Source organism: Streptomyces sp. NPDC019224 (assembly GCF_040632605.1).
Lineage (GTDB): Bacteria > Actinomycetota > Actinomycetes > Streptomycetales > Streptomycetaceae > Streptomyces.
This window is the reverse complement of record NZ_JBEYCF010000005.1, coordinates 24,803-38,659: the sequence shown is the minus strand read 5'-3', so window position 1 is coordinate 38,659 and position 13,857 is coordinate 24,803. Positions and strand designations below refer to the sequence as shown.

Here is a 13,857-nt window from a genome sequence, read left to right as displayed (position 1 = left end):
GGCGGCCCGGAGCGCCGCCCCTCAGTCCTCGAACACCGCCCGGACCGCGTCCTCGGCGAGCTCCAGGGCGCGGGCGTCGGAGAGGCCGAGGCGGCGGGCCTGTTCCGCGTAGCCGCGGGCCGCCGCGGCGGCATGGCGGTCGGCGGTGCCGCCCGCGGCGGCGACGAACGTGCCGTTGCGGCCGCGGGTCTCGATGACGCCGTCCGCCTCCAGCGCCCGGTACGCCTTGGCGACCGTGTTGGCGGCCAGGCCCAGCTCCTCGGCGAAGCCGCGTACCGTCGGGAGCCGGTAGCCGACCGGCAGCGCGCCGGAGCGGGCCTGTTCGGAGATCTGCGTGCGCAACTGCTCGTACGGGGCGGTGCCGGAGTCCGGGTCCACGGCGATCTTCAGAGTCACGGGCCGATTGTCCCCCACCGGCCGAAAATGGGAGGCGGGCGGGGCGGGGGCATCGGTACGGTCCGGCCCATGACTGTCCTCGTGCGCGACTTCCGGCCCGCCGACGCCGAGGGGTGGGTGCGGGTGCGGCGGGCCGCTCTCCCGTACATGATCACCACACCGGAGCAGGCGGTCTCCGAGCTGACCGGTGCCCCGGCCGGACGGCGGTACCGGATGCTGGTCGCCGAGGAGGACGGCGAGGTCATCGCGACGGCGCAGGTGGGTCTGGCCCATGAGAGCCCCGAGCCCGGGCAGGCGTTCTGCCATCCGTACACCCACCCGGAGCGGACCGGCCGGGGCGCGGGGACGCTGCTGCCGCGGACCGCCGAGGAGTACCTGGCCCTGGCCGGCGCGGTCTCGGTCCACACCTGGGTCCTCGACACGCCGGACAGCCGGGCGTTCGCCGCGAAGCACGGCTACACGCCGAGCCGGTCCGCCCACTTCCTCCATCTGGACCTGGCGAACGGTTCGCTGCCGCCCCGTCAGGAGCTGTCGGCCGGGGTAGAGCTGCGTACGGCCGCCGACTTCGCCGACGACCCGCGCCCGCTCTTCGATGCGGACGCCGAGACCACGGCGGACGAGCCCAGCGACACGCCCGCCCGGCTCGACGACTACGAGGAGTGGCTCACCGAGACCTGGCGCGCCCCCGGTCTCGACCACCGCCTCACCTCGGTCGTGGTGGCCGGTGGCGAGGTGGCGGCCTTCAGCGCCGCGCGGACCGACGGGGTGGACCGCTACTGGTCGGGGATGACGGGCACCCGGCGGGCCCACCGGGGGCGCGGCCTCGCCAAGCTCGCGAAGAACGACTCGCTGCACCGGGCGCGCGCCGCCGGGTACACCGACGCCTGCACCGGCAACGACGCCGACAACGGGCCGATGCCGGCCATCAACCGCTGGTTCGGCTACGAGATCTGCGCAACGGAGGTACGTCATGTCCGCCGCCTCGGCTGACACCGCTCTGACCGTCGTCCTGGTCAAGGCCGGAAAGACCAAGATCAGGTATCCGGCGGCCCTGGTCGCCGACGACGGCACCCGGGTGACCGTGCGGGCGCCCTGGGCCGCCCCGGGCGTGCGCGACTTCGGCTTCGTCCGCTTCGAGCCGGGCGACGTCTTCACCGAGCACTACTGGCGCGACGCGTGGTTCGCGGTGAAGGAGGTCCGCACGGGTTCGGGCGAACTCAAGGGCTGGTACTGCGATGTGACCCGGCCGGCCGTGGTCCGGGAGGGCGAGCTGACCGTCGAGGACCTGGACCTCGACCTGTGGGTGTCGGCCGACCGTTCCGCCGTCCTGCGCCTGGACGAGGACGAGTTCGCCGCGAGCGGTCTGGTCGGCCGCGACCCGGAGGCGGCGCGGGCCGCGGTGGCGGCGCTCGACGAGCTGGAACGGCTCGCGCGCACGGAGGAGGGCCTGGCCGCACTGCTGGGCTGAGCCCGCCGCGCACGGAGAAGGGCGTGGCCGGGCTGCCGTGCCGAGCCCGGCCGGCGCTCCCTCAGCGCACCACCAGCTCCACCTCGTACCCCGCCGCGTCCTCCAGGTAGGCGGCCACGCGGTCCTCGCCGCCCGCGTGCGGATGGCGGTCCGCGAAGAGCAGCCGCCAGCCGTGGTCCGGGGCCCGGGCCACCAGCGCGTCCAGGGCCGCCCGGTGCTCGACGTGGAACGCCAGGTGATTGAGTCCGGGGCGTCGCCGCTCGTGTGCCCCGGCGGCCAGGTCGGGCGACTGCTCGATCACCACGTAGCTGTCCCCGCGCCGCCAGCTGCGCCCGTGCGCCCACTGCTGGTACGGGGCATGACCCAGCTCGCCCAGGAGCCAGTCCCAGCCGGGCGCGGCCGCCGCCAGGTCGGGCACCCACAGCTCGATGTGGTGGACCCGCCCGGTGCGGGTCCCGCCGGCCGGCAGCGCCACCGCCCGGCGCTCGCCCTCCGGTTCGTACGCGACCGGGTCGCCGTCCTGGTGCCAGTGGATCAGGAAGCGCTCCCCCGCCCGGTAGCCGTCGAGGCCCGCGCGGCAGTACGCGACCATGTCGTCGGGGAGGCCGTCCAGCGGGTACCAGGCCAGCTCGGAGCACTTGTCGGGTTCGCGGTTGTACGGGGGCCTCGTCCGGTCGTACTCCGCTTCGAAGAACCAGCCCGTCCGGGGGTCGCCGCCCGGGCCCCGGTGCTGCATGACCAGGGCCACGCGCAGCTCCGCCGGGTCCAGGGCGAGTCCGATCTCCTCGGCCGCCTCCCTGATCACCGCCTCCCGCACGTCCTCGCCGTCCTCCACATGGCCGGACGGGGCGTGCAGCAGGCCGTCCGCGTATCCCGTGCCGGCCCGGCGGGCGAGCAGGACGTCGGAGCCGCGGCGGAGGATCAGGTGCACGTCGACGACCTCGGTGTGACGGCGCGGCCGGCGGGTGCGGGCCACCAGGGCGTAGCGCACGTCGTCGACCTCCTTGCCCCACAGGTCGCGGTCGTCGGACAACCGCTCGTGGTGGACGCGTTCGGTGAGCGGGGCGAGCAGCGTGGTGAGGTGTTCGGCGGACAGACCGTCGCCGTTCCACACGCCTTCCACCAGCACCAGTCGGCCGCCCGGGCGCAGCAGTCCGGCCCAGTGGCGCAGGACGGTCCCCGGGTCGGGCAGCAGCCACACCACGTGCCGGGCGAGGATCACGTCGAACTTCCGGTCCCCGACGGGCGGCCGGGCGGCGTCCCCCACCAGCACCCCGGCCCCCGTGCCGGCCAGCTTGGCGCGGGCCCGCTCCACCATGCGCGGCGAGCTGTCCACGGCGGTGAGCCGGTGGCCCAGGCCGGCCGCGAGCAGGGCCAGGCTCCCCGTACCGCAGCCGAGGTCGAGCACATCGGAGGCCTCGGCGGGCAGCCAGCTCTCCAGCCGGCGCGCCCAGGCGCGGCGGACCACGGGGTCGAGCAGCCCGTGGTCGGCCTCCTCGTCGAAGGTGGCGGCGGCGGAGTCCCAGTCGGTCGTCGTCATGATCCGATCGTGCCAGCCGCCACTGACAACACCCCCCGTCCCGGCGGGGAGGGACCTCGCCGGGACGGGGAGCGGTGGTGCGGTCTCAGCCGATGACCGAGGCGCAGGTGGTCGGGGTGGCGTGCGCCGGGTCCAGGGCGTTCGCCACCTCGTGGTAAGCGACCCGGTCGATGGTCCCGATGGCCACGTGCTCGGACAGGTCGACCGGGCACAGGTCCTGCAGCAGGACGTTGCGCACGTCGGGTCCGTCCAGGAACTGCGTGCGGTACGGGGTCACGACCTCGTCGTAGCGGGTGGCGATGACGGTGTAGCGCACTCCGGGCACGGTGTCCGGCCGGGAGTTGAGCTTGGTGATGAAGGGCGATCCGGCCACCTGGTCGGCGAGTGAGGGCGTACCGGCCTCGAGCAGGTACGCGGCGCCGGGGAAGTACGGCAGGAGCTCGGTCAGGCCGAGCAGCGTGGTGCCGTGGTTGTCGGGCGCGAGCCCGATCAGGGCGTTCACCTTGGCCGCTCCGCCGAGGAACTTCAGGTAGTAGTTCGGCATCATGCCGCCCTGGGAGTGGCCGACGATGTCCGCCTTGGCGGCGCCGGTGGAGGCGAGCACCCGGTCGACGAAGGAGGCGAGCTGCCCGGCCGACTCGTCGATCGGGCCGAGGCCGTTGAAGACCGGCACGCCGGGCAGTTGGCCGTAGTCGAGGGAGTAGACGCAGTAGCCCCGGTTCACCAGGTAGGGGGCGAGGACGAGCCAGTTGTCGACCGAGTTCCCGAAGGTGCCGTGGACCAGGACGACGGGGCGGGGGTGGGCGGCGGAGGGCTTGCAGGAGTAGTCGTTCCAGCCGCGCGAAGTGGTGGCTGTCGCGGCGGCGGGGGCGGCCGCCGCGGTGGCCGTGGGGGTGGCGACCGCGGCGACGGCGAGAAGCAGTGCGGCGAGCGTCCGGCGGGCGCGTGGGGAGCGCGGGGCGCGGGTCCGGGGCAGCATCGTGGGGGTCTCCTTGCGGCTCAAGGGAATTGCGACGTCTGTGCACCCTGCGGCCCGGACCACAAGTTCCTGCTGCTGTTCTGCGTGCTCATGCCAAATTACGCACGAGTAGGGATTCCTGGGAAGTTACGCGTCGGTAAAAAGTGCGGGGCCGCGCGCGGGGCGTCCGGCGCCTCCGCCCCTTCCACCCCTTCCGCCGTTCGGCCGCGCCCCGACTGCGCGGGCGGCGGGCACCCCGGAGCGTGGGGGCATGACTTTCGCCGACGAGGTGAAGAACGCCGTCACCCCCCGGGCCGCCCTGCTCGTCCTCGGGGTACTGGCGCTCCAGCTGCTGTTCATCACGTCCTACATCGGGGCGCTGCACAACCCGAAGCCCACGGACGTCCCCTTCGGCGTCGTCGCGCCCCGGCAGGTGTCCGCCCGCCTCGTCACCGAACTGAACGGCCTCCCCGGCGGTCCGCTCGACGCCCGCGCGGTCACCGACGAGGCCACCGCCCGCCGCCAGATCCTCGACCGCGAGCTCGACGGGGCCCTGATCGTCGACCCCCGGGGCACGCGGGACACCGTGCTCGTCGCCTCCGGCGGAGGCACCGTCCTGGCCGACTCCCTGACGAAGATCGTCAAGAAGGTCGAGGCGGAGCAGCGGCGCACCGCGCGCGCCGTCGACGTGGCCCCGGCCTCACGCCAGGACTTCGACGGGCTGTCCGCGTTCTACCTGGCCGTGGGCTGGTGCGTCGGCGGCTACCTCTGCGCCTCGATCCTGGCGATCAGCGCGGGCAGCCGCCCGGCCAACCGGGAGCGCGCGCTGATCCGGACCGGGGTCATGGCGCTGTACTCGATCGCGGGCGGCCTCGGCGGCGCGCTCATCACCGGCCCCATCCTCGACGCCCTGCCCGGAAGCTTCTGGGGCCTGTCGGGTCTGGGCGCGCTGACCGTCTTCGCGGTCGGCATGATCACCCTCGCCCTGGAGGCCCTCACCGGCGTCGTCGGCATCGGCCTGGCCGTCCTGATCGTGGTCGTCGCGGGCAACCCGAGCGCGGGCGGCGCCTTCCCGCTCCCGATGCTCCCGGACTTCTGGCGCGCGATCGGCCCCGCCCTGCCGCCGGGCGCCTCGACCTGGACGGCGCGCTCGATCGCGTACTTCCGGGGCAACGCCGTGACCGGCCCCCTGCTGGTGCTGTCCGCGTGGGCGGTGGCGGGCACGGCGGGCACGTTGCTGACGGCCCTGCGGAGGAGGGAGCCGGACACTCAGGGATGAAGGCGCCGGAGCACTCCCAGGCGCTGAAGTTCCACGATGTGCTCGGCTGCCCGCTGCGGCGCGTCCCCACCTCTGACCAGGACCCCCGCCTCGATGTTGCGCCGCGCCGCCGACTCCGCGAGATTCGCACTTCCCAAGAAGAGGACGCGCCGGTCGGCGACGGCCAGTTCTGCGTGCTGACGGCCGAAGGAATCGGTGCCCCGGTCCCGTACCCAGTGTCACAGGCACAGCCCGGGTATGGAGGCGAAGGCCCTGGCCGGCTCGCGGCCCGAGAGGAGCCCCCTCGCACCGGCCAGGGTCTCCACCACCACATGGACACGCACCCCGCGTGCCGTGGTCGCCGGCGTCAGCACCAGGTCCTTGTCCCCGGTGAGCGGGACGAGGAAGCGGCGGTCGAGGAAACGGTTGCCACGCTCGCAGGTTGTCTCGGAGACGAACAGACAGAGGTGGCAGGCGGCTCCGTGCAGGAAGTCGGCCGGGGCGTGCGGCAGCCGTTCCGAGCAGAGCGGGTCGGCCGAGCAGCGGGAGGCGTCGGCCAGGGCACGGCGCACGATCCGGTCGAGGCCCCGTTCCTCCGCCAGCGAGACCAGTCCGCCGAGCGCGCCTTCGGAGTCCGGCACGGCGGTGTGGACGAGGATGCCCGCCCGCGGGTTCTGTTCGTCGCCGGCGAGGAAGTCCTGCGGCACGTCGTCCAGTGGATGTGGAACAGGGCCGGGGCATTCTGGGCCGGCATGCGGGATCCTCTCGGACGGAACCGGGGGCACGAGAAGACCGGCCAAGCATACAACAGAGTGATACACATGACCGATTGACTGAGTTCACACTTAAGAAGGTGGTGCTGCCGTACAACTGCGGGCAGGAAGTCTCTAGGCTGTTTCCCGACCACCGGCCACCGACTGACATGAGGACGCCCATGCCTCGACTCGCCCTCTCCGACGACTTCGTCGCGGATCTCGTCTCCCTGCAACGTCCGGTGCAGAAAGAGGTGAAGGACGCGATACAGATGTTCCGCGGCATGACCGTCCCCCAGCTCCACGCGAGCAAGGGGTTGCACCTGGAGAAGCTGGAGCAGGCGCGCGACCGCAGGATCCGCACGATCCGCATCACGAAGTCCTACCGCGGCGTCCTCCTCGCACCCGACGACGACAGCGAGTTGTTCACCCTGCTGAAGGTGGCCCCGCACGACGAGGCGATCAACTGGGCCTGCCGACGCGCCTACTCCGTCAACGGCGCGACCGGCGGCCTCGAAGTACGCAACGTCGAGGCCCTGGAGCAAATGGAGACGTACTTCGAGACCAAGGCGGAGACGACCCCCGCCCGGCTCTTCGAACAGCACTCGGACACCGTGCTGCGGGATCTCGGCGTCGATGACCAGGTCCTGCGTCTGGCCAGAGTCTGCGTCACCGCCGAGGACCTGTCGGTGATGGCGCCGCCGATGATGCCGGCGGACCAGTACGAGGTGCTGGAGTTCCTGGCGGCCGGCTACTCGCCCGAGGACGTCTGGGAGCAGCTGATCGCGCCCCGGGGCCAGACGGTCCGCACCGCCGGTGACCGGCCCGCCGTGACGCTCAGCGAGGCCATCCTCAACACCTCCGACCGCATCGTGGAAGTGACCGGCCCCGGCGAACTCGAACGCATCCTCACCGAGGACCTGACACGCTGGCGGATCTTCCTCCACCCCGCACAGCGCCGCTTCGCCCACCACCCGGGCTTCAACGGGCCCGCCCAGGTCACTGGTGGGCCGGGCACCGGCAAGACGGTGGTCGCGCTGCACCGCGTACGCCATCTCCTGCGCACCGGTTGCGACGAGGACCGGATCCTGCTGACCACCTTCACCAACGCGATGGCCGCCAACCTGAGGGACAGCCTGGCGCTCCTGCTCGGTGAGGCCGACGCCCATCTGCTCAAGCGGGTCGATGTGACCACGGTGGACTCGCTGGCGGCCCGGGTCCTTCGTGAGGCGCGCGGCTCGGCCGCCCCGCGACCGCTCTCCGCGACCGCCGAGAGGAGCGCCTGGACCAGAGCCTCGGCGCGAGAAAACCTCCCGTGGAACGAGCAGTTCCTGTCCCAGGAGTTCCGCAACGTCGTACTCGCCCAGGGACTCCGCACTCCCGAGGACTACCTCCGCTGCGTGCGCAGGGGACGCGGTACGCAGGTGGGGAGGGTGCAGCGGGCCAGGCTGTGGCGGGTGATGAACCGCTTCACCGAGGACGTGTCCTCCCGCCACTCGGCGACGTACACACAGCTCAGCGACCAGGCTGCGCGTGTCCTGGCCGACAGCGGACCGCGCTACCGGCACGTCGTGGTCGACGAGGCCCAGGACCTCCACCCGGCCCAGTGGCGGGTGCTCCGCGCCTGCGTAGCACCCCAACCGGACGACATGTTCCTCGTGGGTGATCCCCACCAGCGCATCTACGACTCCCGGGTCTCCTTGCGCTCGCTGAACATCCATGTGCGGGGCCGCACCTCCCGCCTGCGCCTGAACTACCGCAGCACGGAGGAGATCCTCCGCTGGTCCGCCTCGCTCCTCGACGGTCAGCCGGTGGGCCGCCTCGGTGAGGACGACGACACCGAAGGCGGACCCGACTCGCTGCGGGGCTACCGCTCCCAGCTGCACGGCAGGATCCCGGCCGCGAACGGGTACGGAAACCAGGACGAGGAGATCTCCGCACTGGTGAAGCAGATCAGGGACTGGACCGACCGGGACGGGGTGAAGCACTCGGAGGTCGCGGTGTGCGCCCGTTTCAACACCCTGGTCGACGCTGTCATCGCCCGCCTGCGCCGGGAGGGCGTCCCCGCCGTCGCCGTGAAGGACGACCCGGGCCCGGGCACGCCGGGGGTACGGGTCGCCACGATGCACGCCATGAAGGGCCTGGAGTTCCGCTGCGTGGCCGTGGTCGGCGTGACGGCCAAGGTGCTCCCGTTCGCCCAGCAGGTGACTCCGGCCGAAGTGGACCCGGTCCAGCACCAGTCCGACCTGCTGGCCGAGCACTGCCTCCTGTTCGTCGCGTGCACCCGAGCACGGGACGCGCTGGCGGTCACCTGGAACGGGGTGCGCAGCCCGATGCTGGATCCCGTGGCGGGCTGAACAACCACCGGCCGCCTCCTCGGGGCGGCGGCCGGCATGGCGACTCAGGCCCTGATCCCCCGGATCAGGACCGTGTGTGCCTTGCCCGAGGACGCGTTGTACGACACCTCTCGCCCCGCCCGCTGCCACATCAGAGCGTGCCCCAGCGGCGAGGAGGGCGAGACGACCTCCACCCCCGGCTCTCCTGCGGGCAGTTCGGCGACCGTGTGGAGCGACTCCTCGGCCACCCCGCCGTCGAACTCCAGGGTGAACAGCGCTCCCGGCACCACAACGGATGGAACTTCGGTGCCGTCTGCGACGGTGACCGCGTCGAGGAAGGCGCGCAGGAACGCCAGCCGCTTCGTCCGGCGCTCGCGCTGGTCCGCCTGTGTCTTGCGCAGGAACACGAGGTTGGCCGGGTCGATACCTGCGGGGGTCTCATCGGGGAAGTCAACGGCCGCCTGCAGACCACCCATCTCCCCCATCACCCGCTGGAACGCCCCCACCGGGATCGACCGCACGGGGAAGACCCCCGGAGCACCGCGCCGCTCTTCGCGCCGCTCCGCCGCGACCGCCCCGGAGGTCCGTTCGGAGGGAACGACGACGGCCGTGGACGTGCCGGGCTCCTCCGCGGCCGGTTCCGCGTCGGCGGCCCCGGGCTCCTCATCCGGTACATCCGGGATCTCCTCGGCCACCGGTTCGATGCCCAGCCGCTCCAGCTCCGCCCACAGCGGCGCCAGCGCCTGCTCGCGGTTCAGGTGGAAACGGCTGCCCCGGATACGGACGAACGCCCAGTCGACCCGCTCCAGGTCACGCTGGCGGGCCGCCCCCGTCGAGGCGTCCTCGCCCTCGGCGAAGGTGTCGCCGTCGCAGGCCACCGCAAGCCGCCTCGTTCCGCCCTCGACAACCAGGTCGATCGCGTGCCGTCCGACCCGGTAGCCCGGACGGACCCGGTAGTCGCGCGCGGTGAGTTCCAGATACACCTGCTGCTGGAAAAGGCTGTCGAACGCCTTGTGCCGCACATCGGGCAGCACCTCGCCCGTCACCCCGGCGGTCTCCTCCTCGGCCGGCCGGGTCAGCTGATCGAGCCAGCGGCGGCGCAGGTCGTTCTGATGGAACTGCGCCGGGCGGGCGCTGTGGAAGACCCACAGCTGGTCCTGGGCACGGGAGGCCGCGACGTTGAGGCGCTGCTCGTACGACTTGCCGGTGAAGCCTCCGGGCACCGTTCCCCCGACGGTGGTCGGGGAGTTGACGCACGAGACGAACATGACGCTGCGCTCGTCGCCCTGGAAGTCCTCCGCGTCACCGACCCTGATCCGGCGGCGTTCCCGCTCCGCGTAGTCGAGCCGCTCGGCAAGCAGGTTCTCCAGCCCCTCCAGATGCGCCTTGCTGCCCCGCAGGCTGATGACACCCATGCTCCGGCCCTCGTACGCGGGATCGGCGCAGCAGCGCACCAGTTCGGCGACGAGCGCCTCCGCCTCGGCGGCGTTCGCGAGCCGGGCGGCCGTGCCCACCGCCTCGCCGTTCTCGACGTGGACCGTACGCACAGGAGGGAGCCGGTCCGCTCCGTACTGGCGAAGGGGCTGGAGCCGACGGTCGTAGCAGAGCTCGTTGGAGAAGGCGATGATCTCCGGCATGCACCGGAAGTGCTCCTTGAGCATGAGCGTGCCCCGGCCGGCCGATAGCGCCTCCGCGAGATCGAAGAAGCTGGACTCGGGACCGAACAGGCTCCGCACCTCCGCGTCCAGACCGGTGAGCAGGCGGTCCCTGAGATGGAAGTACTGGTCCTGTTTGAGTCCGACGTTGGACGGGCTCACCTGCTTGCTGTCCCCGACGACGACCATGCGGTCCGCCAGCCAGCTCAGCAGCATGGCCTCGAGACCGGACTGGCTGGCCTCGTCGACGATCACGACGTCGAAGATGCCCGGCCGGTCCATCGGCACGGTCTCGGCGACCTGGTGCAACGGCATGATCCAAGCGGGCACGGCGGTCTGCGCCTTGCGCAGTGCGGCCTGGGCATCACGCCGGTAGCGGTGCTGGTACTTGCCCTTGATCCGCCGGGCGGCCTGCTGGTAGGCGCTGAGGGCCCGGGACTGGTCACCGGTGAGCAGTCCGAGGCAGCGGTGCCAGGCCCGTGCCGCCGCGACTCTCGCCAGCATGATGCGGGCCTCGTCGTCGGCCTCGGTGAGGCGACGGCGCAGCTCCCGTTCGGCCTCCGGATCGGTGAGCCGCTCCATACGGTCCTGCCAGGCCGACCAGGCCCACGCCTCGACGAGGGCGGGGAGCCTCTCGTCCCAGCTCCGGTCGTCGGCGTGGCCGGCCACCCGTTCGGCCAGGGACGGGAACCTCTCCTCGACGGCCGCGCGCGCGGCCAGGTACGCGGCACGGAGCCCGGCCGCCTCACGGACCTGGGCGATCTCCTCGCTGAACTCGCGGTAGCCCTCCGGGTCCCGGGCCCGTACGGCGTCCAGCCCCCGCCGTACCGCCGGGGAGGCACCGGGCCGGTCGCTCCAGACGCGCAGCAGTTCCTCGGCCTCGGCGATGATCCGGCGCGGCTGCTCGGCCGCGTGGAGGGTGCTCGCCGCGCGCAGCAGCGCCCGTACGGCGTTCTCCACGGCCTGGTCCTGCCAGGCCGCGACGCTCAGTTCCGCGGAGGTCGCGGCGGCCGTGAGCACCTCGGTGCGGGCCGTCGCGACAGCGAGGAGAGCGTCGAGCGCCTCGGCGTCCCGGCGCAGGCGGGCCAGTCGCGGACCGGCCCCCTGCCAGGCCGCAGTGGCCGTCCCCCACTCCGACTCGGCCTGGGAGAGCCGGAGCTCGAGCTGCACCCGGGCCAGCACGACGGCCGCGGTGTCGGCGTCCTCCGGGGCCCGCCCGTCGACGCGCACGGACTCCACGAAGAAGCCGACGGCCTTGGCGAGCTTCGAGCGGGTCCCGAGCGGTCCACGCAGCTTCTGCCCCTTGCGCAGCCCGTCGTAGAGGGTTGTGGCATGGCCGAGCGCCACCGCCGGGTCGTACTGCTCCAGCCCACTGACCATGACATTGCCCAGTACGCCGAGTGAGGCGTCGGCAGCGGCCAGGACCTCGGTGACGGCCGTGTGCCGGCTGCGGGTCAGCCAGTCCTGGCCCGCCGCGACCTCGCCCAGCAGGTCACCCGCCCAGGCGCCGGCGGCGGCCGCCAGGGCCCCCGCCCGTACCCGTGCGGTGGCGAACGCGCCGAGCGCGGTCGCGACCCGGCGCTGTTCGGCCGCGTCCAGTCCCTGCACAGCGGCGTCGTAGCGCCGGCTCAGCTCGTCGTCCCGGACCGCCTCGTGCGTCTGTTCGGCGGACAGCACGACACGTACCGCGTCCTCGAAGTCAGCCGGTCCCGGAAGCTCCGCGGGGCCGGGCACGTCCGCTGCGAGTTCCTGGTGCCGCGGCGTGTAGCCCCGCGTGGCGTACAGGAGCCGCAACGCGCTCTCCGCGGTCAGCGACGGCTGTTCCTGGGGCACCGGACCGATCCAGGCGTAGCTGTCCTTCTCGGCGGCCAGCCTCTCGGCGATCGCCTGGAGACTGCCGCTGTAATCCCCGATCTCCGCCTCGAAGCGCACGGTCTCCTGCTGCCGCAGCGTGCTCAGGTCCCGGAGCATGGCGTGCTGCACCGACCTGGCGTCGGCCAGCCGGGCCTGCAGCCTGCGGATCTCGCGCTCCGAGAACTTCGGGTCGTAGCCGGCGTACTCGCTGAGAATCCTGGAGACCGCTCCTTCCAGCTCGCGCTGCGCGGCGGCGCCGTCCTCGGTGCGGCTCACGCACAGGTCGCGCACGGACTCGGGCAGCTTGTCCCGAAGCACCCGCAGCGCCCGCGGGGTGTGGCTGGTGATCAGGACCCGCTTGCCCTGGGCCAGCAGGTCGGTCACGAGATTGGCGATGGTGTGCGTCTTGCCGGTACCGGGCGGCCCCTGGACGACGACGAGCCGGTTGGCGCGCAGCCGTTCGGCGATGGTGCGCTGTTCCTCGTTGGCCGGAAGCGCGAAGTACACCTCGCCCGCGTCGTCCTGGGTGCCGCCCTCCCGTGCCGCCACGAGGTCGGCGGCGGTGAGGGCACCGTCGCGTCCCGCGACATGACTCAGCAGCTCGGTGGGCGGGGTGCCGGCGTCGATCTGGCGGGCGATGGACTTGAGCGCGTCGAGCGTGGAACGGCGATTGCGCTCGCGCAGAACGAGTGCCGGGGTGAACCCCACATGGGGCACGTCCAGTGAGGGCGGGGTCGCACGCCGCATCGACGGCTGGTAGTCGCCCGCGCTGTGCGCCGCATGGGTCCAGCTGCGCAGAGCGGTGTGCAGGGCGTCGAGCTGCTCCGGTTCGGTGGCGTCCGCAGCGCCCGCCAGCACCTCGACGATCTCTTCGCGTACGGGACCGGGCACGTGCTGCGCACCGTCGAGCATCCCCTCCTCCAGCTCCACCCCCACCCCGTCCGGGTCGGGGGCCGCGGTGAGGGTGCCGGTGGACGGGTCGAGCCGGAGTGTGGCCCGGCGGGTCACCAGGTGTCGCTCCACCCGCTGGCCCTCCGGCGTCTGCCACGTCAGCCGGCCGAATCCCAGAACGAGTTCATACGCCTCGCCGAGATCGGCGGCGTCCTCGTGCATCCGGTGGAGCCGGTCGTACAGTCTGACCAGTGGATCGATCGCGCGTCGCCGCTGGGCCCACGCGGACCATTCCTGTTCCCAGGCCGCGTACAGCTTCTCGATCTTCTCCCGCTTCGGGTGGTGCTCCAGCTCGTGGTAGGTCTTCTCCAGCGGAATGCCCTCGGACCAGTCCGGGAACTCCGGCTCGATGCGCCGCATCAGGTGCGGGGCGCGGGACTGCTTGAAGTCCCTGATCCGTGTGTCGTCGACCCACGGTTCGAGCAACGCCGCCGGCCGCGGCGCATCCTCGCGACGGGGCCGTACGACGGTCAGCCAGGCGGGATCGTCGGTCGCGAGAGCACCGTCCGTCATGACGGACACTCCGGGGTCGTCCGGCAGATCCTCGAACCACACGGCAGCGGCCGCGCCGTCGAGCGTCCGGACAGGACGCGTCCGGGACTCCTCCGCCTCGGCCAGGAACCGAAAGATCTGCCGCACGCGAGCGGCGTCGTCCGCTTCGGTCTGGACGTTCTCACTCTGGCCCACAC

Annotated in this window: 9 protein-coding genes and 1 pseudogene; 4 read left to right on the top strand and 6 right to left on the bottom strand. The window is 72.5% G+C overall.

Features of this window, described 5'->3' with window-relative positions:
• Positions 1-21: 21 nt before the first annotated feature.
• Entirely contained in the window at positions 22-396 is a 375-nt protein-coding gene (locus ABZ564_RS04815; RefSeq protein WP_360849472.1) for a GntR family transcriptional regulator, read from the bottom strand.
• Positions 397-465: 69 nt separating this feature from the next.
• Here ABZ564_RS04815 and ABZ564_RS04810 point away from each other — a divergent pair, with 69 nt between their 5' ends.
• A complete protein-coding gene (locus ABZ564_RS04810) occupies positions 466-1,386 on the top strand; it encodes a GNAT family N-acetyltransferase (protein WP_360849469.1) in 921 nt (306 codons plus the stop codon).
• Positions 1,367-1,864: a DUF402 domain-containing protein gene (locus ABZ564_RS04805; RefSeq protein WP_360849466.1), complete on the top strand. Its 498-nt coding sequence runs from the start codon at positions 1,367-1,369 to the stop codon at positions 1,862-1,864. The genes ABZ564_RS04810 and ABZ564_RS04805 overlap by 20 nt, the downstream gene beginning before the upstream one ends.
• A 61-nt stretch (positions 1,865-1,925) precedes the next feature.
• Here ABZ564_RS04805 and ABZ564_RS04800 read toward each other — a convergent pair whose 3' ends face one another.
• Complete coding sequence (locus ABZ564_RS04800; RefSeq protein WP_360849463.1) at positions 1,926-3,404, bottom strand: trifunctional class I SAM-dependent methyltransferase/NUDIX hydrolase/VOC family protein; 1,479 nt, start codon at positions 3,402-3,404, stop codon at positions 1,926-1,928.
• 85 nt (positions 3,405-3,489) lie between these two features.
• Complete coding sequence (locus ABZ564_RS04795) at positions 3,490-4,383, bottom strand: alpha/beta fold hydrolase (protein WP_360849460.1); 894 nt, start codon at positions 4,381-4,383, stop codon at positions 3,490-3,492.
• 250 nt (positions 4,384-4,633) lie between these two features.
• On the opposite strand from ABZ564_RS04795, the gene ABZ564_RS04790 reads away from it, so the two are divergent.
• Complete coding sequence (locus ABZ564_RS04790; protein ID WP_360849457.1) at positions 4,634-5,641, top strand: DUF3533 domain-containing protein; 1,008 nt, start codon at positions 4,634-4,636, stop codon at positions 5,639-5,641.
• Here the strand turns inward: ABZ564_RS04790 and ABZ564_RS04785 are convergent.
• Together ABZ564_RS04785 and ABZ564_RS04780 are read right to left on the bottom strand one after the other, a co-directional pair.
• A pseudogene (locus ABZ564_RS04785) lies at positions 5,632-5,814 on the bottom strand (phosphatidylserine synthase); the annotation flags it as partial. The gene ABZ564_RS04790 and the pseudogene ABZ564_RS04785 overlap by 10 nt on opposite strands.
• Positions 5,815-5,859: 45 nt before the next feature.
• On the bottom strand, positions 5,860-6,327 hold the full coding sequence (locus ABZ564_RS04780; RefSeq protein ID WP_360849454.1) for a Zn-binding domain-containing protein: 468 nt from the start codon (positions 6,325-6,327) through the stop codon (positions 5,860-5,862).
• A 227-nt stretch (positions 6,328-6,554) separates the two neighbouring features.
• On the opposite strand from ABZ564_RS04780, the gene ABZ564_RS04775 reads away from it, so the two are divergent.
• Positions 6,555-8,729, top strand: a complete 2,175-nt coding sequence (locus ABZ564_RS04775; protein ID WP_360849452.1) for a UvrD-helicase domain-containing protein — start codon at positions 6,555-6,557, stop codon at positions 8,727-8,729.
• A 44-nt stretch (positions 8,730-8,773) separates the two neighbouring features.
• Here the strand turns inward: ABZ564_RS04775 and ABZ564_RS04770 are convergent, their stop codons facing one another.
• Positions 8,774-13,807: an AAA domain-containing protein gene (locus ABZ564_RS04770; RefSeq protein WP_360849449.1), complete on the bottom strand. Its 5,034-nt coding sequence runs from the start codon at positions 13,805-13,807 to the stop codon at positions 8,774-8,776.
• Between the last annotated feature and the right edge of the window lie 50 nt (positions 13,808-13,857).